This window comes from Proteus sp. G4380 (genome assembly GCF_963885725.1).
In the GTDB taxonomy this organism is placed as follows: domain Bacteria; phylum Pseudomonadota; class Gammaproteobacteria; order Enterobacterales; family Enterobacteriaceae; genus Proteus; species Proteus mirabilis.
Genome location: NZ_CAWPAV010000013.1, coordinates 32337 through 59002, shown reverse-complemented (window position 1 = coordinate 59002; position 26666 = coordinate 32337). Strand labels below are relative to the sequence as shown.

Annotated in this window: 25 protein-coding genes; 11 read left to right on the top strand and 14 right to left on the bottom strand. The window is 37.0% G+C overall.

Translation table 11 applies throughout. The features are described from left to right. Positions 1-110: 110 nt before the first annotated feature. From AACU98_RS00890 to AACU98_RS00880, 3 genes are read left to right on the top strand one after another with little or no spacing between them, the layout of a single operon-like run. Positions 111-812, top strand: a complete 702-nt coding sequence (locus AACU98_RS00890) for a fimbrial biogenesis chaperone (protein WP_004251315.1) — start codon at positions 111-113, stop codon at positions 810-812. Further along, a complete protein-coding gene (locus AACU98_RS00885; protein ID WP_161734682.1) occupies positions 805-3219 on the top strand; it encodes a fimbria/pilus outer membrane usher protein in 2415 nt (804 codons plus the stop codon). The genes AACU98_RS00890 and AACU98_RS00885 overlap by 8 nt, the downstream gene beginning before the upstream one ends. A 41-nt stretch (positions 3220-3260) precedes the next feature. Beyond that, a complete protein-coding gene (locus AACU98_RS00880; RefSeq protein ID WP_161734679.1) occupies positions 3261-3845 on the top strand; it encodes a fimbrial protein in 585 nt (194 codons plus the stop codon). A 78-nt stretch (positions 3846-3923) separates the two neighbouring features. Here AACU98_RS00880 and AACU98_RS00875 read toward each other — a convergent pair whose 3' ends face one another. From AACU98_RS00875 to AACU98_RS00865, 3 genes are read right to left on the bottom strand one after another with little or no spacing between them, the layout of a single operon-like run. After that, complete coding sequence (locus AACU98_RS00875) at positions 3924-4256, bottom strand: YdbL family protein (protein WP_004248000.1); 333 nt, start codon at positions 4254-4256, stop codon at positions 3924-3926. Between the two features lie 14 nt (positions 4257-4270). Then, complete coding sequence (locus AACU98_RS00870; RefSeq protein ID WP_004242803.1) at positions 4271-4477, bottom strand: YnbE family lipoprotein; 207 nt, start codon at positions 4475-4477, stop codon at positions 4271-4273. Next, positions 4474-7110, bottom strand: a complete 2637-nt coding sequence (locus tag AACU98_RS00865; protein ID WP_161734676.1) for a YdbH family protein — start codon at positions 7108-7110, stop codon at positions 4474-4476. Before AACU98_RS00865 ends, AACU98_RS00870 begins: the two co-directional genes overlap by 4 nt. 158 nt (positions 7111-7268) lie before the next feature. Between AACU98_RS00865 and AACU98_RS00860 the strand changes: the two genes are divergently transcribed. Further along, positions 7269-8267, top strand: coding sequence for a 2-hydroxyacid dehydrogenase (locus AACU98_RS00860; RefSeq protein WP_012367888.1), 999 nt, complete (start codon positions 7269-7271; stop codon positions 8265-8267). A gap of 128 nt (positions 8268-8395) precedes the next feature. Here AACU98_RS00860 and AACU98_RS00855 read toward each other — a convergent pair whose 3' ends face one another. Continuing rightward, positions 8396-9949: a methyl-accepting chemotaxis protein gene (locus tag AACU98_RS00855; protein WP_012367887.1), complete on the bottom strand. Its 1554-nt coding sequence runs from the start codon at positions 9947-9949 to the stop codon at positions 8396-8398. 679 nt (positions 9950-10628) lie between these two features. Continuing rightward, positions 10629-11252, bottom strand: coding sequence for a TetR family transcriptional regulator (locus AACU98_RS00850; RefSeq protein WP_004247996.1), 624 nt, complete (start codon positions 11250-11252; stop codon positions 10629-10631). Between the two features lie 94 nt (positions 11253-11346). On the opposite strand from AACU98_RS00850, the gene AACU98_RS00845 reads away from it, so the two are divergent. The 4 genes from AACU98_RS00845 (at position 11347) to fetB (ending at position 15081) form a co-directional block, all read left to right on the top strand. Continuing rightward, positions 11347-12261 (top strand): helix-turn-helix domain-containing protein, encoded by a 915-nt coding sequence (locus AACU98_RS00845; protein ID WP_004242792.1) that lies wholly within the window; start codon positions 11347-11349, stop codon positions 12259-12261. A 118-nt stretch (positions 12262-12379) separates the two neighbouring features. Beyond that, positions 12380-13303, top strand: coding sequence for an alpha/beta hydrolase family protein (locus tag AACU98_RS00840; protein WP_161734673.1), 924 nt, complete (start codon positions 12380-12382; stop codon positions 13301-13303). A gap of 291 nt (positions 13304-13594) precedes the next feature. Beyond that, entirely contained in the window at positions 13595-14245 is a 651-nt protein-coding gene (gene fetA, locus AACU98_RS00835; protein ID WP_004242790.1) for an iron efflux ABC transporter ATP-binding subunit FetA, read from the top strand. A 65-nt stretch (positions 14246-14310) separates the two neighbouring features. Next, positions 14311-15081 (top strand): iron efflux ABC transporter permease subunit FetB, encoded by a 771-nt coding sequence (gene fetB / locus AACU98_RS00830; RefSeq protein WP_004242789.1) that lies wholly within the window; start codon positions 14311-14313, stop codon positions 15079-15081. A gap of 44 nt (positions 15082-15125) precedes the next feature. Here the strand turns inward: fetB and AACU98_RS00825 are convergent, their stop codons facing one another. From AACU98_RS00825 to AACU98_RS00810, 4 genes are read right to left on the bottom strand one after another with little or no spacing between them, the layout of a single operon-like run. After that, on the bottom strand, positions 15126-15569 hold the full coding sequence (locus AACU98_RS00825; RefSeq protein ID WP_004242788.1) for a YcgN family cysteine cluster protein: 444 nt from the start codon (positions 15567-15569) through the stop codon (positions 15126-15128). A gap of 33 nt (positions 15570-15602) precedes the next feature. After that, on the bottom strand, positions 15603-16259 hold the full coding sequence (locus AACU98_RS00820) for a fumarylacetoacetate hydrolase family protein (RefSeq protein ID WP_004242786.1): 657 nt from the start codon (positions 16257-16259) through the stop codon (positions 15603-15605). A 53-nt stretch (positions 16260-16312) separates the two neighbouring features. Beyond that, the gene (locus AACU98_RS00815; protein WP_004247994.1) at positions 16313-17440 is read right to left on the bottom strand and encodes a lytic murein transglycosylase; all 1128 of its coding nucleotides are present in this window, start codon (positions 17438-17440) and stop codon (positions 16313-16315) included. 24 nt (positions 17441-17464) lie between these two features. Beyond that, positions 17465-17752, bottom strand: a complete 288-nt coding sequence (locus tag AACU98_RS00810; protein ID WP_049199563.1) for a YcgL domain-containing protein — start codon at positions 17750-17752, stop codon at positions 17465-17467. Positions 17753-17885: 133 nt separating this feature from the next. Here AACU98_RS00810 and minC point away from each other — a divergent pair, with 133 nt between their 5' ends. The 3 genes from minC to minE are packed head-to-tail and all read left to right on the top strand — an operon-like array spanning position 17886 to position 19695. Next, positions 17886-18587, top strand: coding sequence for a septum site-determining protein MinC (minC, locus tag AACU98_RS00805; protein WP_004242783.1), 702 nt, complete (start codon positions 17886-17888; stop codon positions 18585-18587). A 22-nt stretch (positions 18588-18609) separates the two neighbouring features. Next, on the top strand, positions 18610-19422 hold the full coding sequence (gene minD / locus AACU98_RS00800; RefSeq protein WP_004242782.1) for a septum site-determining protein MinD: 813 nt from the start codon (positions 18610-18612) through the stop codon (positions 19420-19422). Between the two features lie 3 nt (positions 19423-19425). Beyond that, positions 19426-19695 (top strand): cell division topological specificity factor MinE, encoded by a 270-nt coding sequence (minE, locus tag AACU98_RS00795; protein ID WP_004242781.1) that lies wholly within the window; start codon positions 19426-19428, stop codon positions 19693-19695. A 273-nt stretch (positions 19696-19968) separates the two neighbouring features. On the opposite strand, the gene rnd is transcribed toward minE, so the two are convergent. The 5 genes from rnd to AACU98_RS00770 form a co-directional block, all read right to left on the bottom strand. Then, positions 19969-21087 carry a ribonuclease D gene (gene rnd, locus AACU98_RS00790; protein WP_004247992.1) on the bottom strand — a complete coding sequence of 373 codons (1119 nt, stop codon included), beginning with the start codon at positions 21085-21087 and terminating at the stop codon, positions 19969-19971. A 99-nt stretch (positions 21088-21186) separates the two neighbouring features. Further along, positions 21187-22875: a long-chain-fatty-acid--CoA ligase FadD gene (gene fadD / locus AACU98_RS00785; protein ID WP_004242778.1), complete on the bottom strand. Its 1689-nt coding sequence runs from the start codon at positions 22873-22875 to the stop codon at positions 21187-21189. 302 nt (positions 22876-23177) lie between these two features. After that, entirely contained in the window at positions 23178-23771 is a 594-nt protein-coding gene (locus AACU98_RS00780; protein ID WP_004242776.1) for a Slp family lipoprotein, read from the bottom strand. A 90-nt stretch (positions 23772-23861) separates the two neighbouring features. Then, positions 23862-24563: a tRNA (adenosine(37)-N6)-threonylcarbamoyltransferase complex dimerization subunit type 1 TsaB gene (gene tsaB, locus AACU98_RS00775; RefSeq protein WP_017827470.1), complete on the bottom strand. Its 702-nt coding sequence runs from the start codon at positions 24561-24563 to the stop codon at positions 23862-23864. A gap of 93 nt (positions 24564-24656) precedes the next feature. Continuing rightward, positions 24657-26594, bottom strand: a complete 1938-nt coding sequence (locus AACU98_RS00770) for an ATP-dependent DNA helicase (RefSeq protein WP_020945589.1) — start codon at positions 26592-26594, stop codon at positions 24657-24659. Positions 26595-26666 lie beyond the last annotated feature (72 nt).

Sequence of the window (26666 nt, the reverse complement as noted above, 5' to 3'; positions counted from 1 at the left end):
ATATAATTCTGCTTTAATTTTCAACCCAATAAAAAGTCGGGGAAATACCGGCTTTTTATTTATAGGTTAATACAATAAATAACTTAACTAATGGTTAATTAAAAAAACATATGATTAAAAAATATATTGTTTATATAATATCATTTGTCTTTACATTCTCATGTTATGCTTCTATTCAAATTAATAAGGATAGATTTTTTTATAAAGAACAAGATAAGGAAATTCTATTTGACATAAGAAATAAAAGCGAACAAAAAACCTATATTATTCAAAGTTGGGTATCACACTATAACAAAGAAGATAATAGTGAGGCACCATTTATCATTTCTCCTAGCTTAATAAGATTAGCACCAAATGATAATTTTACATTAAAAATTATCAAAACGGATGATATAAAAGAAATCAACCAAGAATCTGTATATAGAGTAAATATAAAAGTAGTTCCAGTTATAGATGATGAGATGGCTGATAAAAACTTGCTTCTTATCTCTTTAAACTCAATATATAATCTTTTCTATACACCTAGCAATATTATTAACAAAAGTGATAATAAAGATATTAATTTTTTTATTAATGATGAAGATTTTATTAAAATAAATAACCCCACTCCTTATTTTATTACCATAGCAGAAGCAAAGGTAGATAACATTGATATATTAAATGAACGAATAACCCTATCGCCATTTAAAAATTACAGTATAAAAAATAAAAATATAACTAAAAATATCAAAGATAGAAAAGTACATTGGAAGAGAGTCGATGAGTATGAGCAGACTATCATTGCAACCCCAAAGGAACTTATTTATGAGTAAGATAAGTTTTAGACTAAAAACATCTTTGCTATTGATATTAAATGCATACCCTCTCTTTTCTATTGCTAACAATAATATTCATTCTCTATATAAAAGTGTATTGTCAAACATTGATAATAAAACCATCGGCAAGTTATTAAATAATGAACATCCTGATGGTTATTACTCAACAAATATTTATATCAACGAAAATAAAAAAGAAACCATTATTTTATATTATGAAAATAAAGACGGTATATTAACACCAAGGATTAATATTAATGATTTAATTCGTTTAAATATTGACCCATCTTTTTATAATATTCCTGTTGATTTAAATTCGGATTTGTTATTAAGCGATTACAATATTGATTTTAAATATAATTTTTCCTCGCAATCATTATATTTAACTATTCCACAAAAAGCCTTAGATAATAAAAAAAATATGCTTGCTAGCCAAGTTTTATGGGATGATGGTGTCACTGCTTTGTTTAGCTCATATTCTTATTTTGGCAAATATAACAATCAAAATAAGATAGAACACAAAATCAGTTTTAATTCAGGTGCTAACTTAGGTGCTTGGCGAGTACGTAGTAAAAGTTATTATCATCATACGGATAAGCAACAGCAATTTAAGCTATACTCATTATATGCTTATCATCAATTAAATACGCTGTTGGCAACGCTTAATGTGGGGGAATTTCGACCAACCAGTAGAATGTTATCAACAGATAAATTAATTGGATTTCAACTTATATCTAGTGATTTGCTCTCTGGTAATGATCTCTATATGAATAGTCCTATTATAGAAGAGATTGCAGAATCTCATGCTGAAATTAAAGTGAAACAACAAGGAAGAACCATTTATGAAACTATTGTTCCTCCTGGGCCTTTTATTTTAAACGATCTACCTGTTATAGGTAGCAATGAATTGGTATTAGAAATAAAAGAAGCAGATGGACGTATAAGAAAAAGTACGCATTACTTTACTACAATGCCAAACCAATTAAAAAAAGGTCGTTATCAATATAATTTTATTTCTGGATATTCTTATGATAGATATAACCAGTTTAATAATCAAAATAATAACCCTATTTTTTTACTGGGTGAGTTCTCCTATGGTATTAATCAAAAAATAACCGCTTATGGTGCAATTAGAAAGAAGCTGAATAGCAATACTTTCTTTTCAGGATTATCATTAGATTTAGGACGCTGGGGGGGAGTAGCCAGTGATATTAGTTATTTTGAACACAATAATCTATTAAAATACCAATTGCGCTATAATAAACGATGGAGCAATATTGGTACTTCTTTAAATATATCTTCTAGCCATTATCAATCAATAAAATCTGATAGTGTTAGCATTAGAAAAAGTCAAACAGACAACATAAAAAATAGCTATACAATTTCTCTCTTTCAACCGATTAAATCTTTCGGGACATTTTCTATTGGTTATCATCAAAATTCTTATGCCAAAAGAAAAAATGACTTTACAATCAATACTTCTCTATCATCTTCTATAAAAAAAATGAATTATAGTATAAAATATCAATATAAAAATGAAAGATATTATAATGACAATCATTTTTCTTTAAATTTTAATATTCCACTAACAAATAGCTCTCAATCCTATCATTGGGTAAGCAATCAATTTGATTATCATCCAAACAATAAAGGTTATATAAATAGTACGACTATAGGTGGAAGTTTATTAGAACACTATCGCTTAGGCTATTCTATTAATTACCGACGGGATTTTAGCCACCCAAATGCTGGCTATCATACTTCAGTAAATACTCAGTATAAGGGGAGATATCAATCTTATTCTATTAATGCAAATAAATCATCTAATAATAAAACCAATTTAAGATTGGGGATTGATGGTGCGATAGTGTTACATCAAAGTGGAATAACTTTGGCACCTGATTTAGGTAATACTTTTGCTATTGTAAATACTAATGGCATTGCCGGAATTAAAACTAATCGTTCTTCACAAACCACTACAGACAATAACGGTAATTTAATATTACCGCACATCATGCCATATCGTAAAAATACTATTGGACTAAACATAAATTCGTTACCTGAATTTAGTAATACTAAAACTCAAAGTAAAATCATCGTACCCACTTTAGGTGCGGTAGCAAAAATCAATTTCCCTATAAATATCGGCTATAATGTTTTATTTACCTCAAATACACCAATTCCTTTTGCTGCCAATGTAATGGCATTTGATGATAATAATAATCTCATTTCTAGTGATTCTGTCTATGACCACAATAGAATATTCCTCTCCGGAATAAAAGAAAGCGGAACGGTACAAGTAAAATGGGGAGATACAGAGGAGCAACAATGTTTCTTCCATTATAACGTAAAAAATGAAAGTAAAAATAATTCAATTATTAAGAAACAAATTTATTGCCAATAATGAATAATTTTTATTCTTGAATATTTATGTAAGGTGTTTCTATGAAATCAATAAATATAACATTTTTAATTCCTCTATTATTACTATACTTCCCTTTTATTGCTTTATCTGATAATAGAAGAGGTAGTTTACCAGCGCCAATAAGTTGTAGCTTTGACATACCTAATAGCACTAAAGTTAGAAGTATACGTCCTGATTCTTTCCCTAGCAATTATGCAGGAACCTTAGCTAATGACAGATATTCTAAAAGAATTGCTATAGTTTTTAGTCTTTGTTCAGAAAAGAATACTAAAATAACTTTACGTATTGATAATACAAATATTGATTTTAATAATGATTACCTTATCAACGATGTAACAGGCTCTGAAGCAAGTGATAATGTGACATTCCAATTAATTGATGATGAAAATAATCCTATTGATTTAAATCAGAAAAATACATTCACTAAAATTATTGATGAAAGTGGTACTGCTTATTTTAATTTCTTTATAAATTATGTCAAAAAAGATAATCTTCGCGCAAAGCCAGGGTATATATCTTCTCGTATTACGTTCATTGTGGAAGCAAAAGATCAGATTGTTGAAAATGATAATGAATTTGCGGGTGTAGAAAACAGAGTACTGTAGTGATAATAAGTATTATCACTATATCAACGCTATGAGAATAATTTAGTCTCTCTTTTATCGCTACTTGGGTAGTGGATATTATTTCTTAACCCACTGCCCATTAATTCCTTTAACAAACTCACCTGAATTGGCTCTTGCCACTAATTTTTCACCCGCTAAACGGGCAACAGATTCAGGAGTCACTTGATTGGTTTTAGCAATTTCAGCATATTTGGCTTTTCTGGCTTGATTGATTTCATTCACCAATATTTGAGCTTGCTTATGGTTTGGTTGTACTAACTCAACATAACCACTAAAAGTTTCCCCTACTAAGCCTTGCGCGCGCGCCTCATCAAGTGTTAAAGCAACGGCATTTGAACTAATCAATGCTGTGATTAATGCAAAACTAAAGAGATATTTTTTATAATTCATTATTCACCCCAGCGTTAGAATATAGCACTATTGTTTTTCAGCAAGTCTTCAACTTGGCGATCTATTTTGACATTAATTTCATGTTCAATCTTAACGTTCATATTAATGTTTATCGGTTTTTCCGGGGTAGCAACCTCTAATCGAATACATCCAGTGAGTGCTGATATGCCGATAGTGAAAATAACAAATAAAAATAGTCTTTTTAAAAATAATAACATCATTCTGACTCACTCCCTAAATCGGATAGGCTCTTTTCTAACCACTCTTCCAATTGCGAACCAAATCGCAAGCTGCGCCATAACTGAAAAATATTTTCTTGATGGCGATAATTAAGATTTACTTGTCGCCGTTTGTCTTCCAATGGATTTTTCCCTTGGATTTCCGCTTCAAGCACTAATTCACCTAGGTTGCTTAAATTAACCCGCGTCCAAGAGCGGCTAATCTCTAAATATCGTAACCATGCCATAGCGACACCGGCTGTCATATTGCTATCATCAATAGAGTCAACAAAATCTTTATCAAGCCTGAGGGTTAAGTACGATGAATTAGCCAGCCACCCATCTTTCACTATCCACTGATTATTATTGATAAAGAAAGGCAATTCGCCACTGACTTTACCTGATGCGGCAAATTGGGTCACCTTCAATAAAGTGAAAAGCCGACTTAACTCTAGATTGTCTAATGAGATAATCGCCGCTTCATGCTGTGGTAATGCTAATTTAGCCATAGAAATAGTGCCATCAAGCATAGCAACCTTGACATTAGATAAGACTAAAGGTTTTGCTTCTGTAATAGGGTAAAATCCTTGCAGATCGGCGGTAATGTCTGTCATTTCAAATAAATTATTGACGCGCTTAATCCGTAATTGCACTGGCTGCTTCACACCTAGTTGCCATTCATCACCGTTTAAACGCCAAGGTAAAATAAAATCGAGTCCTTCTAATACGCCATCTTTTAGCCACATGCTGCCTTGCTTAACTACTAAATGTCCACCAGCAACTAAACCTTGTTGAGGGGCAATAGAAAAGTCAGCTTGTGTATAAAATTCGCCATTATCTAATGTGATGCCTAATTTTTCTGGCAATAAAGATTGAAAGGCATTGATTGGTTGTGCAGGCCAACGCATCTGCCCTCTTAGCCTTTCACCATCCCAACGTGTATTAATCGTTATCGGTCCAATAGTTGGCTTGGCATTGAGCTCGCCTTTCATATTAAAACGAAAAGGAGATTGGCCTTTTACACTAGCAATAAAGTGAGCTCTATCTAAGAATCCCCCCGCAGGAAAATCGATTCGTTGACTGGTTAACTTCAATTTTCCTTCAAATAATGGGTTTTTATCGTCTCTTAACCAACGAAATGGCGTTAAGAGCGTCAATCTGGGGGCTAACATACTGGTATGCTGGTAAGTTAAAACATCAAATCCGGTATTTAATGTCTCAAAACTCACCATGTTATCTACCCAAGAGCCAGTTCCAGCGATATCCCAACGCGCTTTTAATGGCAATAAATTGCCCTCTCCCCAATAACGCCATTGCCAATTGCCCTGATCAGGTAAGAAATCGGTCGAACGTCCAGCAAAATGGACCCGATAATCTCCCCAAATAGTATCTTCAGCTAACACAATCGCATTTAGGTGACCATTAAATCCTTTGGAAGATAATGTTGAGCCAGCCAGTGGTAAACGAGCATCTTTTACCGTCAGCGTTTCTGTTAGTTGCCCTTTAAAGCGTAATAGTGAACCGGGCTGAAATTCGATAGTAGGATCTGTCAACATACCAGTCACTTTAACGGGAAGTTGTGCACTGGCTTGCATGAGATCTTTATTTACAATGCCTGTCAATTGAATAGGTATATCAGCATCTAACCAGTTAATCGCCGTTTCAGGTATCGTCATCACTAAATTCCCTTTTCCTGCATGCCCTTGCGTCATAACATTTAAGCGCGCAGTTAAGCGTAATCCCGTTAATCCTTGCTGCCACTGGGCAATGTTGATATTCACACCACCACGTAAGGGTTGATCAAACCCAAACCATTCCCAACGCCCTTTTTCTATCGTGATATTTTCTGCAGTTACATTCCAAGGCAACACAGCTAACGCTTGCCCTCCACCTTGTTCAGCAATAGAAATAGTACCGCTATTCCCTTGCCATTGAGCAATAAAGACTAATGGGTAAGCATAATAGGATGTTAACAATGTTGTGCTGATAGAACCATTTTCTGGTAATGAATCAACATTAAGGGGTAACGCTATTTCAGCCGCCAGCTCTATCTGATTATCGTCAGGTAAATTAATCTTTAATTGTTTAATATCTAACCATTGATTATCACGGATCAGCGCTTGTATCTGCGTATTATCTCCCTGATAGCTGATTAATCGCCCATTTGTATCACTTTTAAGCTGAAAATGGCCGTTATAGCGCTGATTATCCATTAAAGAAACATGATTAATATCAACCGATAAGCGAGGAATAGTAGCTAATAACGCATGAATATCGAGAGGAACTGTTGCGGTCTCTTTTTTATCTGCAAAAGATAATTGTGAAAAACACCCTTCGTTAATAGCAAGTTGTTGACTATTAAATGATAGGCTATCAATTTGCTGTTTTTGATAGTTAAACGTAAATTGCTGCACATTAGCCAAGGTACAGCTATCACTTTTTAATGCGATATCATCAATAAAAACACCCCATTGTTGTAACCTAGGTTGTGTTAAAGAGAGTGAAACACCTTCAGGTAAATAGCTTTTAGCCACAACAGGTAACCAACGTGGAATGGTGAGCCACAAGGTCGTGCTAACTGCGCCGACACCCAGTAGTATCATCCCTGTCCATTTGATTGTTTTCTTTAACAACACCTCATTTTCCTTTTGATCACATTAACCACATTCCGAACATCCACTTTACCCATTAAATTGTTTATAATAATAGTATTAAATGTTTCTCTATTGGGGTTAGATAATTCTTGTTTTCTCACTCTCAAAATAAATTTTAATCGATAATAAGCGAGTACAGGATGAAAATTGTTTCCTATAGTACTAAACATTATGACCGCAAACACATGGAATGGGTCAATCAGCATAATGGATATCATTATGATATCGAATATTTTGACTTTAATTTGACTGAACAAACAGCAAAAAATGCCGTCGGCGCAGATGCAGTCTGTATCTTTGTTAATGATGATGCTAATCGTGCGGTATTACAAGAGCTTGCCAGTCTCAACATCCGTATCCTTGCACTGCGTTGTGCGGGGTTTAATAATGTTGACCTTAAGGCAGCAGCCGAATTAGGGATCACCGTAGTGCGTGTGCCGGCTTATTCCCCAGAAGCGATTGCTGAGCATACTGTTGGGATGATGCTCTCGTTAAATCGTCGTATTCACAGAGCCTACCAGCGTACCCGTGATGCAAACTTTTCCTTAGAAGGCTTAACTGGCTTTAATATGCATAATCGCACTGCAGGGATTATCGGTACGGGGAAAATTGGTCTAGCGACTTTACGCATACTAAAAGGCTTTGGTATGAAGCTATTGGCCTATGATCCTTATCCAAACCAAGCTGTATTAGATTTGGGTGCGGAATATGTTGACTTAGCGACTCTTTACGCAAATTCACATGTTATTTCGTTGCATTGCCCATTAACCGCAGAAAATCATCATTTATTAAATGAAAGTGCTTTTTCGCAAATGAAAGATGGCGTAATGATCATCAACACTAGCCGTGGGGCCTTAATTGATTCTGCAGCTGCCATTAATGCCTTAAAACAAGGTAAAATTGGCGCATTAGGCATGGATGTCTACGAAAATGAGCGCGATTTATTTTTTGAAGATAAATCAAATGATGTTATTCAAGATGACGTGTTCCGTCGCCTTTCCTCTTGCCATAACGTATTGTTTACCGGGCACCAAGCATTCTTAACTGAAGAAGCATTAATTAGTATTAGTGAAACGACATTGCACAATATTAAAGAGGTTGCTGCAGGTATAACATCACCTAACGAAGTGAAAGCCTAAGTCTCTAAAAAACCCCTGTTAGTCACCTTTGAGTGGCTAAAGGGGTTTTATCTTATTCGTCTTGGTTAATGAATTAACAACATATTTATCTTCTTAGGTACATTTTTATCAAGCGTAAACTATCCCTTTTATGCATGCCTAGTATTTTCTTTCTCATCCACTTTAAATTGAGAGACTAAGTTGGCAAGCTGATGAGCTTCGTCATCCATATTGGCAGTAATAGTGGCAGACTCTTCCACAAGTGCCGCATTTTGTTGAGTCACGGTATCCATCTCACTTACGGCCATAGCAATTTGATTAATCCCCATACTTTGTTCATTAGAGGCTAAGGCAATCTGTTGCATAAAATCATTAACTTGACTAATGGTGGTCACAATTTCCGACATGGAGCGCCCTGCTTCGCTCACTTGTTGTGATCCAACCTGTACTTTATTTACCGAATGGGTAATAAGTTCATTGATCTCTTTGGCTGCCTCTGCACTACGACTAGCTAAGTTACGCACTTCGGCTGCAACAACGGTAAATCCGCGACCTTGTTCACCCGCTCTAGCCGCTTCAACCGCTGCATTCAATGAGAGAATATTGGTTTGATTGGCAATACTGTTAATGATGTCATTAATATCTGAGATCTTTTTTGCACTTTCAGAAATCGATGACATGGTTTCGATAACATTATCCATCACCTTTTCGCCGTTTTGTGCTGACGTTGTCGCTCTTAATGCCAACTGGCTAGCTTGGCGTGAGTTATCGGCATTTTTTTCAACCGTCGTTTTGATTTGCTCCATGCTTGCAACAGTTTGTTGTAGCGCACTAGCCTGCTCTTCAGTACGTGAGGAGAGGTCAGTATTACCTGTTGCTATTTCACTTGCACTGACGCTAATGGTGTTTACTGCATTTTTTACCGAAGCAATCATTTGACTTAATGAAACTTTCATTTTATTCATTTCATTAAATAGCTTACCAAATTCATTGTTACCGTGATTTTCTACTCGCATACTTAAATCGCCTTGGCTCATTTTACTAAAAATATTAATAAGCACTTTAATATTGCCGATAAAGCTATGGGAGAACCAACGTAAGATAATGATAAAGAGCATAATGACAATAATCGCTGTGACTAACGCCATTAGCATAATGCGCTGTTGTGAGGTTTTCGCAATATCAATATAATTATTCTCAATACCATTGGCGACGGCATAATATGTCATGGTGATCTCGTTGAGTTCATCCATTTTTTGACTAGCAGAGTGCGTAGTCAATTGTCCTTTACGTAATTTAGCTAAGGCATCGGTAAATATATCTAAAAGCTCATCAAAGCGTTTCGTCATATCATCAGCAACCTGACGCCCTTCCATGGTTAACTTTTCAGCATCCGCCCAACGGTGTATCTCTTCACGGGTGATTTTTATATATTCTTGAGTTTGATGAAGGTATTTAGCAGAAGGTTTTTCATTCACTCTTAACTGCCCATCCAAGCCATTAATATTCGCTCTGATCACCGCCATTTGATAACGCGCTTTTCCCATCAGCAACATTTGCTGACTTAAGTTATTTGATGAAACAAAGTTATGATAAGAGCGTGTTGAAGCATCATAACTAAAGTAAATAATGCTCATAATAAGTACAAATAAAATAGCCAGCATAACTTTAACGGTTTTTTCTATACTGATGTTTTTAAACATAATCATATTCCAGCAAAATATACAGCTTTGATTTTTCTGTATATTTGTAAGATATCAGAATGCACTCTTTAGTAAAAAAGAGTGCATTCCCTAGTGTTAACAAAATAAATTAAAGATTATTTTTTAGATTATAGAGACAGGTAAGAGACTGCTCACATTGATAATGTCGGTCATTTTTATCAAAAACTTTAGAGCATAGTGAAATCTATTTTTTATTTTTGAAATAAACATTTCATTTCACTGTCCACTAAGCAATTCGTTACATAATATTCCATTAGCATTATGATTTGATTGATAAAAAATTAAATGATTAATTATCTTTTAGAATGAACAGGATAAATTTTAAAGCATGACCAATTTATCATACAATATCAGTATTTATTTTATAAATTAAACTAATCATACTTTTTTATTTAAACAGAAAGAATTGTTGTTACTTTCTTAAAAAATAATGCTATTGCTTAATACTGTGGACATTAGGTTATTTAACTCAAATAGATTAACGATATTAAGAAAGATTACTTATTCTATTTTTAATTATTTTTTAGTTAGTTCAATTAAACTTATCTCTTTATTGAATCGCTATGTTTTGCTATTCAATAATACAGTGATAATTGAACAGAATTATTTGTTGATTGTTAATCTTTTGCACAATGCTTAGAGGTATTTTAATACCTCTTTATACCCTATGTTGATGACGCTGTGGTGATGCTTGTTTTACCCCGATTAAAAAATCAGCAAAAATAGCTTTAAAATCACTACATGCCTCTTTCGGCAATGACGCTTCATTTTTTAGATTGATAGCAATATGAGTAATAAAACCATAAATTAAATTCACCACAATAGCCGGTGAATAAGCACAGATCTGTTTTTCAGCAAAGAGAATATCAACACAGTGTTGGATACGAGGAATAAGAATGTTGGCGTCAATCTCTTCCCACTCTTTCCAACCTAATACCGAGATAACTTCTTGTAAGGGAATTAACTCGTTTTTACACTGATAAATATGGTCAACACAAAGAGAGAAGAGCGCCGTTAGCTCTTGCCATTTATCATCATAAGTAGGCACTTCATCTAATTTTTGAACAGCATGCTTAACTTGCAGTAAATAACACTCTCTCAAAAGGGCTTTTTTATTACTGAAGTGATGATAAAACGCCCCTTTAGTGACCCTTGCATAACGTGATATTTCATCAATGGAAACATCATAATAGCATTGATTTACAAAGAGATATTGCCCGGCTTCAAGTAAAGCTAAGCGTGTTTGTTCTGAATTCTCTTGTTGCCGTGATTTTAATTTCATGATAAAAAACCCATAAAACATACCATAAGTATGTAATAATATATGGGTATCAGTTTTGTGTAAACTGAACAAAATATCTTTTCAGGAAATCATCATGTCATCTCAGTTCAATGGACTTATCCCTTCCAATTCTTTATCTTCGTTTAATATAGAAGTGATTAAAGAACTTCTGCTCTGGATCGAGGTAAATCTAGAAAAGCCGTTATTACTTGATGATGTTGCGATAAAATCAGGTTATACAAAATGGCATTTGCAACGGGTGTTTAAGCAAGCAACGGGCTTAACATTAGCCTCTTATATTCGTGGTAGACGACTGACCAAAGCCGCCACTGAATTGCGCTTAACTAAACTTCCGGTATTAACTATCGCACTACGCTATCAATTTGATTCGCAGCAATCTTTTACACGCCGCTTTAAAGCTGTTTTTGGCGTCACTCCTTCGGAATACCGTAAAGTTGATGTGTTGTGTAGCGACAATTTTCAGCCCCCCATCAATTTTGAAGTTACCGACCTCCCTATTCCAAATATTATCGAGCTACCTGAAAGTTTTCTTTATGTTATTCAATACCAATACTTTTGCTCTATCGAGGATATTGGCAAACTACATGAAGATATTCGTCATCAGTTTTGGAATGATTTTTTGTTGTACACAGATAAAAACTTTACGGAAAGTAGTGTGTTAATTTCTTATCAGCCAAATACATTACGTAAAGATAAGATCCAGATTGATTATGAAATTGGCCTAAACAATTTAGATCACTTTACCAGACCCCGTGGTTTTAGAAAAAAAGCGATTGCAGGCGGGCGTTATGTTCGTTTCCAATTTAAAGGCACGTTAGAAGAATATAAACAATTTGCCATCAAGATCTACTTTTATACTTTACCGGCTTTGGGGTTATGTCGTCGTTTAGGGCCAGATATTGAAAACTACATTTGTATAGAAACAGATAGCGACATTATGGAACTACCAAAAACACTGGAAATTGATTATTACGTTCCAATTCATTAATCAGTAATAAGTACTTAACGACTTGACTTTCAGTTTATTGATATGGCTAATTAACCGTCTTAATGGGTTATTTAGCCATTCTTCTCTCTCACCCTCCCTTGGTTAATAAGGTTGTTCTATGCGTATTTGTTCTTTGTTGCTATACACCACTTTCTTAGTATCATCAATAACATCAAGCTACGCAGAAATAAGCACACATAAACTGATTCGCCAAGATAATAGCGAACTGATTTATTATCTAGATAAACAAGCTGAACATAACAAAACACTGTTAGTTTTAATGCAAGGTTCTGACTGTAATAGCATAAAAAATAATACTTTTATTCAAGAAACCTTTGGTAGATGGCTACCGAGTAGTGATGTTTTAATGGTTGAAAAGTATGGTATTACAGCACAATTGACTTATTCCGACGATAATGGTGAAAGAGAAGATTGCCCTAAAAACTATAAACTACATGATAATCCTAACCAAAGACTTGCTGATTATTTAGCAGTGCTAGATAAATTATCCCCTAATTACACCAATATTGTATTACTTGGAGGAAGTGAAGGCGCAACAATGGTTCATTTAGTTGTTGCTGAACGTCATGATATTAGCGCTGCAATCGCATTAAATGGCGGTGGTCGTTTTTTCCTTGATGATGTACTGTACAATATACGCAATACAACACCTAAAGAGCATGTGGAAGAAGCAATAAATAGCTTTCAACAACTCGCTAATGCAATAATAACGAATCAAATTGGTGATGAGCAATTTGTTAGTGAACATAGCAAATTATGGTGGCAACAATATCTTGCTATTGATCTACTTGAGGTGGTTAAGCGCAACACGCAAACTCCGGTATTAATTGTTCAAACATTAGATGATATCAATGTAGATGTGGCTGCATTCCATCAATTATCTCAAGAGATAACGCAACCTAATGTGACATTTATTAAATATGATAAATTAAATCATGGTTTTTATAATCAACAAGGTGAGCGATTAACCGGAAAAGTCGTTCAAGATATACAGCAATGGTATGCGCAATATAATAAATAACATTCATCCTATCTTGACTTATTATATTAAGATAATTTTACGAGCTGATGATTAGGCCTATTTTATCATGCTTAATCTTTTATGCTGCGTTATCTTTCTGTTTCCCCTATTGGCTATTTAATATTGATTGACTGATAGTAGTGATAGAGAAAAGCAATTTATCATCACACCTTTATGCTCTTATACTTAAGTTAAATCTTGTTATCAGATCACTGATATGGAACAGGATCATTATACAATTAACCTTGTATAATAGTGATAACTTCTCTCTTCTAGATGTATAGGATCAGAATGAACAATAATCGCGCACTACTATGTCTGGAAAAAATTGGCTTTCAACTCGATAGCAAAATTATTCTAGATAATGTGACTTTCTCACTACAACCTTCTGAATTTAAATTGATTACAGGCCCTTCTGGCTGTGGAAAAAGTACGTTATTAAAAATCATTGCCTCTTTATTATCACCGACAAGTGGCACACTTTTCTTTGACGGAAAAGACTACTTAACCCTTTCTCCTGAACAATACCGACAACAAGTTTCGTATTGTACTCAAACCCCGATGTTATTTGGTGAAACGGTTTATGACAATCTTAAATTTCCTTATTTACTACGCAAAATCGCCGTTGATGAGAAGAAATTAGCGAAAGATTTAGATTACTTTAATTTGCCCAATGAGATTTTAAATAAAGGTATTAATGAACTTTCTGGTGGTGAAAAACAGCGTATCTCACTTATCCGTAACCTACAGTTTTTGCCTAAAGTGTTATTGCTTGATGAAATTACTAGTGCTCTTGATGAAGACAATAAAATAAAAGTCAATGAGCTTATCCATCATTATGTCAAAGAGCAAAAAATCGCTGCATTATGGGTAACTCACGATCAAAATGAAATCAAACATGCCGATGATGTGATCCACTTACCGAGTCATATGAACAATTAAGGTTAGGTTTACTTCCATTACCCCCTTAGTTTTAACTTTATTGAGCAGTGAGCAAATAAATTATTATGAACGAACATACAATCAGTAATGAATCTCTTATTTTTTCTCTATTACTGGTCTTAGTGGCTATATTTATTAGCCGAAAAGAGAAACTTTCATTAGAGAAAGATATTATTTGGAGTACCGCCCGAGCGATAATTCAACTCTTTATTGTTGGCTACGTATTAACTTATATTTTCGACGTCGACCATATTATCCTTACATTTCTAATGGTCTTATTTATCTGTTATAACGCTGCCTATAATGCTAAAAAACGCAGTAAATACGTTAAAGATATTTTTATTATCTCGTTTGTCGCTATTACCACAGGGGCATTGCTCACCTTAAGTATTTTACTTTTTACTCATGCTATTGCCTTTACCCCTATCCAAATTATTCCTATTACCGGTATGATCGCGGGGAATGCAATGATTGCGACCGGACTTTGTTATAATCAGCTTGGGCAACGTTTTGAAAATCATCAACAACAGATCCAAGAAATGTTAAGTTTAGGGGCAACCCCTAAAATTGCTTCAATGGCTATTATTCGAGATAGTATTAAATCGTCGTTAATTCCGACCGTTGACGCAGCCAAGACCGTGGGGATTGTAAGCTTACCTGGAATGATGTCTGGATTAATTTTTGCCGGTGTTGATCCACTACAAGCGGTTAAATACCAAATTATGGTCACCTTTATGTTGATGGCAACCGCCAGTATTTCAACAATTATTGCTTGCTATTTAACCTATAAGAAATTCTTTAATCAACGCCATCAATTAATGACGTTTAATCAATAAGATAATGACTCTCCCTCTGTGTAACACAAAGGGAGAGCGCAATATTAACCGCGTCCTTTGGGGCGATTAAGAATATGATCTTCCCAGTCCTCAACTTCCACTTCAGGAACAGCAATATATCTTACTGAAATATTACCTTGATGCATTTTTGCTTTATTACCTGCAATAAGGGGATGCCAATCCGCTAAAGGCTTCCCTTCTGCTAATAAGCGATAAGCACAAGTCATCGGTAACCATTCAAACGTCGGCAAATTATATCGCGTGAGTTTGATACAATCAGGTTCATAACGAAAACGATCTTCATAGTTACTGCATTGGCAGGTTTTAATATTTAACTGATTACAAGCGACGTTAGTAAAATAGATCTCATCAGTATCATCATCCATTAACTTGTGTAAACAGCACTGCCCACACCCGTCACATAACGATTCCCACTCATCATCACTCATTTCATCCAAAGTTTTTGTCTGCCAAAAAGCCTGTGTCATCTCTACGTTATTACCTTATTGCTCATCATATTATTAAATAACCCGTGTGGTCAGCTGATGTTCATTGACACTTAATACCAACATATCACCCGATGCTAAGGGACCGACACCTTCTGGTGTTCCCGTTAAAATGACATCACCTGGGCGAAGGGTAAAAAAGCGCGACATATAACTGATAAGGGGTAAAACAGGCGTTAGCATATCACGACTGTTCCCTTGCTGACGAATTTCACCATTAACTTTCAACATTAAGTCAACATTTTGGGGATCACCAAAAGAGTTCACCGGAATAAATCCCGACAAAGGCGCTGAACCATCAAACGCTTTACTTTTCTCCCAAGGTTGTCCCGCTTTTTTTAATTGACTTTGTAAATCACGTAAAGTGAGATCTAAACCAACACCAAAACCAGCAATAGCACGATCAACCCTATCTTCATTGGCTTGTTTCAGTGGCTGACCAATTAATACCGCTAACTCTATTTCATGATGCACTGCCCCCATTTCTTTGGGGATCGCAATAGGTTGGCGAATATCACACATCGCCGTTTCTGGTTTAATAAAGATAACCGGCTCTTCAGAGCGCACCGAGCCCATCTCTTTTATGTGGTTTGCATAATTACTGCCCACACAAATCACTTTATTGACAGGAAAATCAAGCAACGAACCTTCCCAATCTCTATGTTGATACATAATATTTTCCTTATTAGGTAAATCGCTGTGTTTTATGTCACTGCTAACGTGATTTAGTGTTGAGTTGGCAGTGTATTTATTTTATTGGCAACGCCATCAGCCATCGTCACAATACTCAAAGCAAAAAAGTAAGAGCTATTCCAATGCATGATAGTACGGAAATTTGGGGTGACTAAATAACTTCTATGCAAATCATCATCAGGAATTATCAGCCATACCTTCATATCATCACTTAATTGGCTATTAGCGGGTAATTTCACCCCTAGCGCCTTCCATTGTGCGACCGTTTTTTGTTGCTCTGTTTTTATACCTTCCAACTGTTGATTAAAATTAGCAGGTAAACTGACTTGTTCCCCCCAAGGGAGATCGCGTTGCCATCCCTCGGTTGCTAAATAATTAGCGGCTGAAGCAAACGCATCTTCACGGCTATTCCATATATCAATATTGCCATCACCATTGCCATCAGCAGCGTAAGTCAAAAATGAAGATGGCATAAACTGTGTCTGCCCCATTGCGCCTGCCCAAGAGCCTTTTAAACGCTGCCCTACAGGTAAATGTCCATTTTCGATTATCTCAAGTGCGGCCATTAATTGGCGACTAAACAAAGCCTCACGGCGACCTTCAAAAGCTAATGTGGCCAGTGCTGAGATAACATCTTCTTTCCCTTGTACTCGACCAAAACCACTTTCTAATCCCCATAAGGCAACAATATAATTTGCAGGCACACCATATTGATTGCTGATCTGCGCTAGGGTTTGTTGGTTAGCTTGATAAAGTTTCGCCCCTTCTGCGATACGTCCTTTCGTCACCACTCGAGGTAAATACACATCTAAAGTAATTTTCTTTTCTGGCTGATTACGGTCTGACTTCACCACTCTGTCAATAAAGTGAATTTCCGAAAAGGCAAAATTGATAGTTTCAGGTTTATAACCCAATTCAGCCGCTTTTTGTTTTAAAGCATCTACATAAGCAGGAAATTGTGCAGGTGTCCGTGACTGTTTTGGAAAAGCCTGTTCAAGTGAGGCAACATCAATCTGTTTCCAGCGAGCCGGTGCTGATGTCGCAATATTGGCAATTTCACTTGTTACAGGTTTTTTTTCTGCGCTCTTCTGATGGCTATCTGCACAAGCAGATAGCAAAACAGTAGAAACAATCACCGCGATGAACGAATATTTGAACATTTATGCTCCTTTTATCTCGATGATTTATTCAGTTTTTTCTGAATTTTTTAACTCATCTAAATAAGCATTTAACAGACTTTCGACGGGAGGTGGCACTTGTAGATAAAAACCTTGGTCAGTCAACGCTTGTTTGACTTTTTCTATGTCAGCATTCGCTAAACGCTGTCTTTGCGCCAGATCTAGCAACATTGCAAACTGTGGTTCACCAAAACTTTGTAATAATTCCTCAGGAATTCGAGAGAAATCATCTTTTTTTTCGATGTATAAATAAGTTTGATCACGCTTGGTACTACGGTAAATTGCACAAATCATTTTCATTAAACTCTAATTATTAAAATAAGCGACTTGCCTGAATATTTTAGTAAATATAACATGCTTATATAATTTCGTAATATCGTCTCTGGTTTTTTGTGCCAGATTATAGAAAATTTACTGAGTCAGATAGATGTCAAACACGCCCATTGAGTTAAAAGGCAGTAATTTTACCCTCTCGGTACTTCATTTAAATGATGGATCACCGAAGGTTATTCGTCAGGCTATTTCAGATAAAATTGCCCAAGCGCCTCAATTTCTGAAAAATGCGCCTGTTGTTATCAATGTCTCTGCTATCGCAGATCAAACGATTGATTTTAAAAAACTGAGGCGAATAGTAGAAGATGCTGGCTTACGTGTTGTGGGAATTAGTGGTAGTCATGACGCTCAACAAAAAGAAGCGATAATTGCCGCACAGTTACCTATTCTAAATGAAGGTAAAATAACTAAGCCAGCAGCTCAGGCAAATAACGATAAAACGAATGAAGTACCGATAAATGTACGACAAAAAACCAAAATCATTCATACACCAGTGCGTTCCGGGCAACGTATTTACGCACCAAATAGCGATTTAGTCGTGTTAAGCAATGTCAGTGCTGGCGCTGAATTAATCGCAGACGGTAATGTACATATTTATGGTGTATTGCGTGGACGGGTTCTTGCCGGAGCATCAGGCGACCAAGAGAGCCATATTTTTTGTACACATTTATCTGCAGAACTAGTTTCCATTGCTGGTCAATATTGGCTAAGCGACCAAATTCCTACAGATTTTGTTGGCAAATCAGTCCAACTTAGTTTGCAAGAGAATGAATTAACAATCGAGAACTTAATTTAGAGCATCGACAAGGAATCACTCCATGGCACGCATTATTGTTGTTACGTCAGGTAAAGGTGGGGTTGGTAAAACAACTTCCAGCGCGGCCATTTCTACCGGCCTCGCTCAAAAAGGGCATAAAACGGTTGTTATCGACTTTGATATCGGATTACGTAATCTTGACCTAATTATGGGTTGTGAGCGTAGAGTCGTTTATGACTTTGTTAATGTTATTCAAGGTGATGCTACTTTAAATCAAGCCCTGATTAAAGATAAACGTACAGAAAACCTTTATATCCTCCCTGCTTCACAAACAAGAGATAAAGACGCTTTAACCCGTGATGGTGTAGAGCAAGTGTTAGATGAACTGGATGAAATGGGTTTTGATTTTATTATTTGTGATTCACCTGCAGGGATTGAAAGTGGCGCACTTATGGCACTCTATTTTGCAGATGAAGCCATTATCACCACCAACCCAGAAGTCTCCTCTGTACGTGACTCAGACCGTATTTTAGGTATTTTAGCCTCTAAATCGCGTCGCGCTGAACGAGGCGAAGATCCTATTAAAGAACATCTTCTATTAACACGCTATAATCCAGGCCGAGTAAGCCGTGGTGATATGTTAAGTATGGAAGATGTGCTAGAAATTTTATGTATTCCACTGCTGGGTGTTATTCCAGAAGATCAATCCGTTTTACGTTCATCAAACCAAGGTGAGCCTGTTATTCTTGATAGTGAATCTGATGCAGGTAAAGCTTATTTAGATACTGTAAATCGTTTATTAGGTGAAGAACATCCATTCCGTTTTATTGAAGAAGAGAAAAAAGGCTTCCTAAAACGCCTTTTTGGGGGGTAAAAGATGGCTTTATTAGATTTTTTTCTGTCGCGTAAAAAGTCGACAGCAAATATTGCCAAGGAGCGCCTACAAATTATCGTAGCAGAGCGTCGACGTGGCGATACTGAGCCAGCTTATTTACCTGATATGAAAAGAGATTTATTAGGTGTTATCTGTAAGTATGTGCAGATAGATCCCGATATGCTATCTGTTCAGTTTGAGCAGAAAGGCGATGATATCTCCGTACTAGAATTAAATGTGACATTACCTGAAAATGAAGAATCACCTAAGTGATCATATTTAATTCGCTGATATAAGCTAATGATCCACAGAGCCAGCTATAAACTATCACATATTTGCTTGGCTCTGTGTTTTTAATTATATATAAACTGGCTGAATACAAATGTGCAAATAGCGCTATATATTGTTGCTATTTTAAACATTCATTAATAATAAGTTGGAGTTGCTATTTATTGGATGATAGAAGGATGATAGAAACTCATATTGGGTTTGAGAAAATTTCAGGCTAAATAATTACTCTTTAGCCTGAATTAATATAACGTGATATTAAGGATATTGCGCCAAAATTGCAGTAATTTTTTCTGCTAATAATGCTTTACGCCAGCGTGAAAGCAATTCAGGCTCCCCTGTTTTAATTTTCCAGTGAATATTAAGCAATTGGTTTATTTGTCTTCTTGAGGCTAATAACTCGGGGTTATAACGCTGTCCTTCACTTACCTCTTGGATCACCGTTTTTATTGCTTTAAAGGCTTTTTTATAGTTAGGTTGTTCAATTAAATTGCCAATAGGCTCAGGACAATCTTCATCTTTGATCTGTTTGGCTTTAGCAACAAAATCCAACAAGCGGCGGCCATGACAACGAATTTCTTGCCCCGATAGAGAAAGCGCATCTAATTCAGCAAGAGAGGTCGGTAAATAGCGTGCTACTGACCATAAATGCTCTTCCCTTACAACAAAGTTTAATGCCATATCACGGGCTCTAGCTTGATTTAAACGCCATTCTGCCAACATTTTTAAGCATGCTAATTGTTGACCTCGTAATTGCCATGCATTACCAATATCGCGATAGGCAAGCTCTGGTGATACGGTCTCTTGGCGACGCTCGGCTATCATTTCACACTCATCAACAATCGCGTCCATATAACCGGCTTCTTGTGCCTGTGCGATTAATTTCTTAGCTAGAGGTAACAAATAAAACACATCACCACTCGCATATTGGCACTGTTTTTCGGTTAATGGGCGCGCCAGCCAATCTGTCCGTGATTCACTTTTATCGAGAGCAATATGTTCATATTTCTCGACTAAGGTGGCAAAACCACAAGAAATGGGATAGCCCAGAAAAGCGGCCACGACTTGGGTGTCTATCATGGGTGTCGGAACACAACCAAATTGATGAGAAAACACTTCAAGATCTTCACTTCCAGCATGCAAATATTTAAGGACTGCGGGATTAGTTAATAATTCAACAAAAGGAGTCCACTCAGTAATGGTCAGGGGATCAATAAGAGAGATCTGTTTCCCATCGTACATTTGGATAAGCCCCAAATGTGGGTAATAGGTGCGTATACGGACAAACTCTGTATCTAATGCAATTTGTGATACCTCAGACGCTGCTTTACAGACATCTTCTAGTGCTGTGTTTGTCGTGATAAATTGATAATTCAAAACAGGTTTCTCTTGTGTTTTTATGTCTAATGACTTTTTCGTAAAGACAAAAACGCCGGTATAAACCGGCGAATTTATCAAAGGTTATACTTTGTTGTATCAAGATCCAGTTGATGTTTTCAACTGTTTTTCTTCATTTCTTAATTCTCTGCGTAAAATTTTACCAACATTTGACTTAGGCAACTCTTCTCGAAACTCAATAATCTTAGGTACTTTATAACCCGTTAAGTAACGGCGACAATGAGTTTTAAGTTCATCTTCTGTCAATGAGGGATCTTTTTTGACAACAAAGATTTTCACAGTCTCACCCGAGCTTTTACTCGGTACACCAATAGCTGCTGATTCTAAAACTTTCGGGTGCGCAGTAACCACTTCTTCAACTTCATTAGGATAGACATTAAATCCTGAAACCAAGATCATATCTTTTTTACGGTCAATGATGCGGATAAAGCCTTCATCATCCATTGTGGCAATATCACCTGTGGCAACCCATCCATCATGTAGTACTTCTGCTGTCGCATCAGGACGATTCCAGTAGCCTTTCATGACCTGAGGGCCACGAACCCACATTTCACCGCCTTCTGTGCGAGACACTTCATTACCTTCATCATCCATAAATTTTACTTCCGTTGAAGGTACAGGAAGCCCAATACTACCACTGTATTTTTTTAGGTTATAAGGGTTACCTGTTACTAAAGGCGAACACTCAGTTAAACCATAACCTTCTAATAGATGCTTACCGGTTAATTCTTCCCACTCTTTCGCAACACTACTTTGTACGGGCATTCCGCCACCAACAGAAAGGTTGAGCTTAGAAAAATCAAGTTGACGAAACTCAGGATTATGTAACCAAGCATTAAATAGTGTATTTACCCCGGTAATCGCCGTGACAGGATAACGCGATAACTCTTTAATAGTGCCTTTAACATCTCGTGGGTTCGTTATCAGTAGGTTTTTCCCGCCAACTTCAATAAATAACAAGCAGTTCACGGTTAATGCAAAGACGTGATACAAGGGTAAAGCGGTTACCACCAGCTCTTTCCCTACATTAAGTGCAGGAACATAAGCGGCTTTAGCTTGTTCTAGATTAGCCAACATATTACGATGAGTTAACATCGCGCCTTTCGCAATTCCTGTGGTACCACCAGTATATTGTAAGAAGGCTAAATCATCTCCAGTAATTTCTGGCTTAATATATTGCATTCGGTAGCCTAAATGCATCGCTCGACGAAATGATATCGCGTCAGGCAAATTATATTTTGGGACTAATCGCTTGATATATTTAACCACAAAATCAACCAGTGTCGCTTTAGGACGAGATAGCTGATCTCCCATACGTGTTAAAATAACGTGTTTAATGCTGGTGTTAAAGACGATTTTTTCCAGCGTATGGGCAAAGTTAGAAACAATGACAATAGCTGTGGCGCCACTATCATTAAGCTGATGTTCAAGCTCTCTTGGTGTGTAGAGTGGGTTTACATTGACCACTACCATACCGGCACGAAGAATGCCGAAAAGCGCTATAGGATATTGCAGTAAGTTAGGCATCATTAAGGCGACACGATCACCTTTTTTCAATCCTAAGCCATTTTGCAAATAAGCGGCAAAAGCACGGCTACGCTCTTCTAGTTTGCGGTAAGTCATGACCTCGCCCATATTGATAAAGGCGGGTTGATCTGCGTAATTTGCGACAGCGTTTTCAAGCATCTCTGCAAGAGATGCAAAACGGTCCGGGTCAATTTCAGCCGGAACATCTGCCGGATAACGTTTAAGCCAGACTTTTTCCAAAGTAGTACTCCTGATTAATCGCACTTCTTGGTTAATATTATGTTTCTTTTTAACAAAGTATTAACTCATCCTACCAGCACAAACAATTTTCTGTTGTGAAGATGCGAAGTGTATCACTAAATTTTTTCTTTTTATGTTTAACAAAAAAGAAGGCGGTCAAAACCGCCCTCTCTTTTGTTGTCTTCATCTTTAATAATTATATTAGATAATTGCCATCTAATATATTACAGGCATTGATTATACACCGTTTCAAACTCATAAAGGTAAAATATTATATCGTCATTAACAATTATTCTAGTTTATTACTCCAAGACGGGGACAACTTGGCCAGTGCCATATGGATATGCCCCATAGCCGCCATAGCCATAATTATACCAGTAAGGGGCATTACCATAGTATCCCCATGTCATAACAGGCGCAGGCATAATAACTTGTTGCGTTAATGTCCAGCGTTTCATTCCTGTAACATCGATACGTAAAAATGGATAAACGGCTTCACCCACTTTGCCTGTTTTTACACCTTTGATCGTACCCACTACCGTGACATACTGATTTTTATAATCTGTTGGATCTAAAAAATGGGTAACATTCGCATAAAGACGACCAACAGAAGGTTGCTGTAACTCAGGAGCCGCATCATAGTGAGAAAGTGGCATCACAGCAATTTCTAACTGGGTTGATGAAGGTAGATTCTTAACCTCAATCACTCGCCCACCAAAACGACCTTCTTGACCGACATAAAGCTCCGGTGCCGCTAGAACTACATTTAAGTCAGTAACAGGAGTTGCTGTTGTCCCTTTAATAGATTCAGGTATAGAGACGCAGCCCGTTAGTAATAGAGCGCCAGATAAAAATAGCGCTTTACTTACCAAACGGTAGTTTAATTGTCTGTTCATAAACCACCTCTTTGTACGTCATTAAGTACGTTACACTCTAAGATAAGTATAGCGTCACTCTGTCACTTCTAACAGAAAATCGCTAACAATCTATTCCCGTCCTGGTAATTTTTTCCAAGTGACTTCATTACGTAAATAAACAGGCTCGGCCTCTTCTACTTTAGTTGCTTTCCCTTCATGCCATGCTGTAACGGCAAGTGGCAACATATCTTGTGCCGCAGGCAAAGTAATTTGCGTTTCAACCACGGTAAAAGGCAATGATAAAGCTAAATCAGGATAAGCTTGCCACCCCGTACCCGCAATTGCCCAGCGACCGGTGATAGTTTGTAGCGTTTCGGCAAATTGTTCTGGTTTCATTACCGCTTCTGTTTCTTCACCAGACCAAATGCCAGCGTCATTACGCTGATATTGGGCACAGTAGATTTCCCCCATACGGGCATCAATGGCGACTAAAACTTGCTTAATGCCTGTTGTTCTAAAAACGCCTTCTGCCATGGTGGCAAGAGAAGAAATACCAATCAGTGGCAAATTAGCCCCTAGTGCGATACCTTGCGCAACACCGACACCAATGCGAACACCGGTAAAACTGCCCGGACCACGACCAAAAGCGAGGGCATCTAAGGATTGCAGTGATAAATTGGCTTCTTCTAAAGCACTTTTCACCATTGGTAAAATTTTTTGTGTATGTTCACGCGGTGAAATTTCAAAACGTGAAGCAACGACACCTTCATTCCAAACCGCAACAGTACAAGACTCAGTTGCGGTATCAATTGCTAAAATTCGCAGTGACACGCCATAACTCCGGCAGATTCAATAAGTAAAAAGAGAAAGAATAATATCATAATAGTATTCAACAGAATAAATACACATCATATGTAATCACTATTATGACTCCGACACTATTTTATTTCGTTGTGCCCGTTGGCTTAAAAAATAACTGGTTTTTTCTAATGAACGGGTTCGTGGTGATGGGGGCAAACTACTTAAAAACACTTCCCCATAAGGCCTTGAAACTAATCTATCATCACAAACAATAATGGCACCATAGTCATGTATATCGCGGATCAAACGCCCGACGCCTTGCTTTAGAGTGATCACCGCATCAGGGATTTGTACATCCCGAAATGCATCACCACCACGTAATTGACAATCTTCAATACGTGCTCTTAATAATGGATCGTCAGGTGCGGTAAAGGGTAATTTATCAATGATCACACAAGAAAGTGTATCTCCCCTAACATCCACCCCTTCCCAAAAACTTTGGGTCGCGACAAGTAACGCATTGCCTGAGGAAACAAATTTTTTCAATAATTGCGATTTCCCCATTTCGCCTTGCATTAACACGGGAAGTGGTAAGCTGGCTTTAAACTCTTCGGCTAATCCACGCATCATAGCGTGAGAGGTACAAAGAAAAAAACAACGCCCCTGATTTTTTAAGATCACAGGAGCCAACATAGCGGCTAAACGCTTCGCGGTATATGGTTGATTTAACGGAGGTAAATAACGTGGTACACAGAGCAACGTTTGATGTTGATAATCAAATGGACTATTTAAAATTAATGTCGTGGCATTTTCCAGTCCTAATCTATCTGTGTAATAAGACATTTTTTCATCTACAGAGAGTGTTGCAGAAGTAAATATCCAACTACTTTTATGGGATTTAATTAGCTCACGAAATTTATCAGCAACCGAAAGTGGCGTGATCGCCAGTAAAAAATGGCGACCATAGCTTTCAAACCAATAACTGTATCCGGCAATCGTCGTATCAATTAGGCGTTTTAAACGATTACGATAAAGTGTTGCCCGTTCAAACGCACTATCCAGTAATTGGCTACGCCCTAAAGAGAGCTTCATTACATCATAACTTAGCTCTAACGCATCATCTAATAAGGTTAAATAGCGTTTGGTTTCCTTATTTTGTAATAGTTCCCTTAAGTTACCCCGAAAACCCGTATCACCTAAGCTAAGACGAAAATCTTGTACCATTTGAGTTAAACGGTCAGCACTTTTTTGCAGTTGCACTTGATCACGCACCTCAGTGCGATACGCCACAATCATATCTCGCGCTAGATCGAATAATTGACGACTAGTGAGCTGTTGACCGAAATAGTGGCTTGCTATATCAGGAATTTGATGCGCCTCATCGAAGATCATTATCTCCGCATCGGGGATCAGCTCACCAAAGCCAGTATCTTTTACTACCGTATCTGCCATAAAAAGGTGATGATTAACAATCACCACATCAGCGGCTAACGCATTTTTACGGGCACTTAATACATAACACTCTTTGTAGCGAGGACAATCACTGCCCAGACAATTATCATTAGTGCTAGTCACCAGTGGCCATACTTTGCTATCTTCCGCCACACTATGACAGCGACTAATATCACCATCTTCTGTTTGCGTCGACCATTGGCGTACATGCATAACATCAGCAAGTACTTCTGCTTCTAAATCACCGCCACTGAGCATTTGCTGATCTAAACGTTCTAAACACAAATAATTAGAGCGACCTTTTAATAAAGCCGTTGTACCATCGTAGTCTAGCGCTTCTATTATGGTGGGGAGATCACGACTATACAGTTGATCTTGTAATGCCTTAGATCCGGTAGAGATGATAGTTTTTTTCCCAGAACGTAATGCAGGCACAAGATAGGCATAGGTTTTCCCTGTCCCGGTACCCGCTTCTGCAATAAGCACACCTTGTTTATCAATAACCTCTGTTACTGATATCGCCATTTGTCGTTGAGCTTCACGGGGATGAAATCCAGGAACGCGTCGGGTTAAAATCCCGTTTTCTGCAAAATCGTCTGACACAGGCATACTCTTTTTATAAAATAAGACGTAAATTATGCCAGTGGATAGCTAAAAGTACCACCCACGTTGTTAATACAA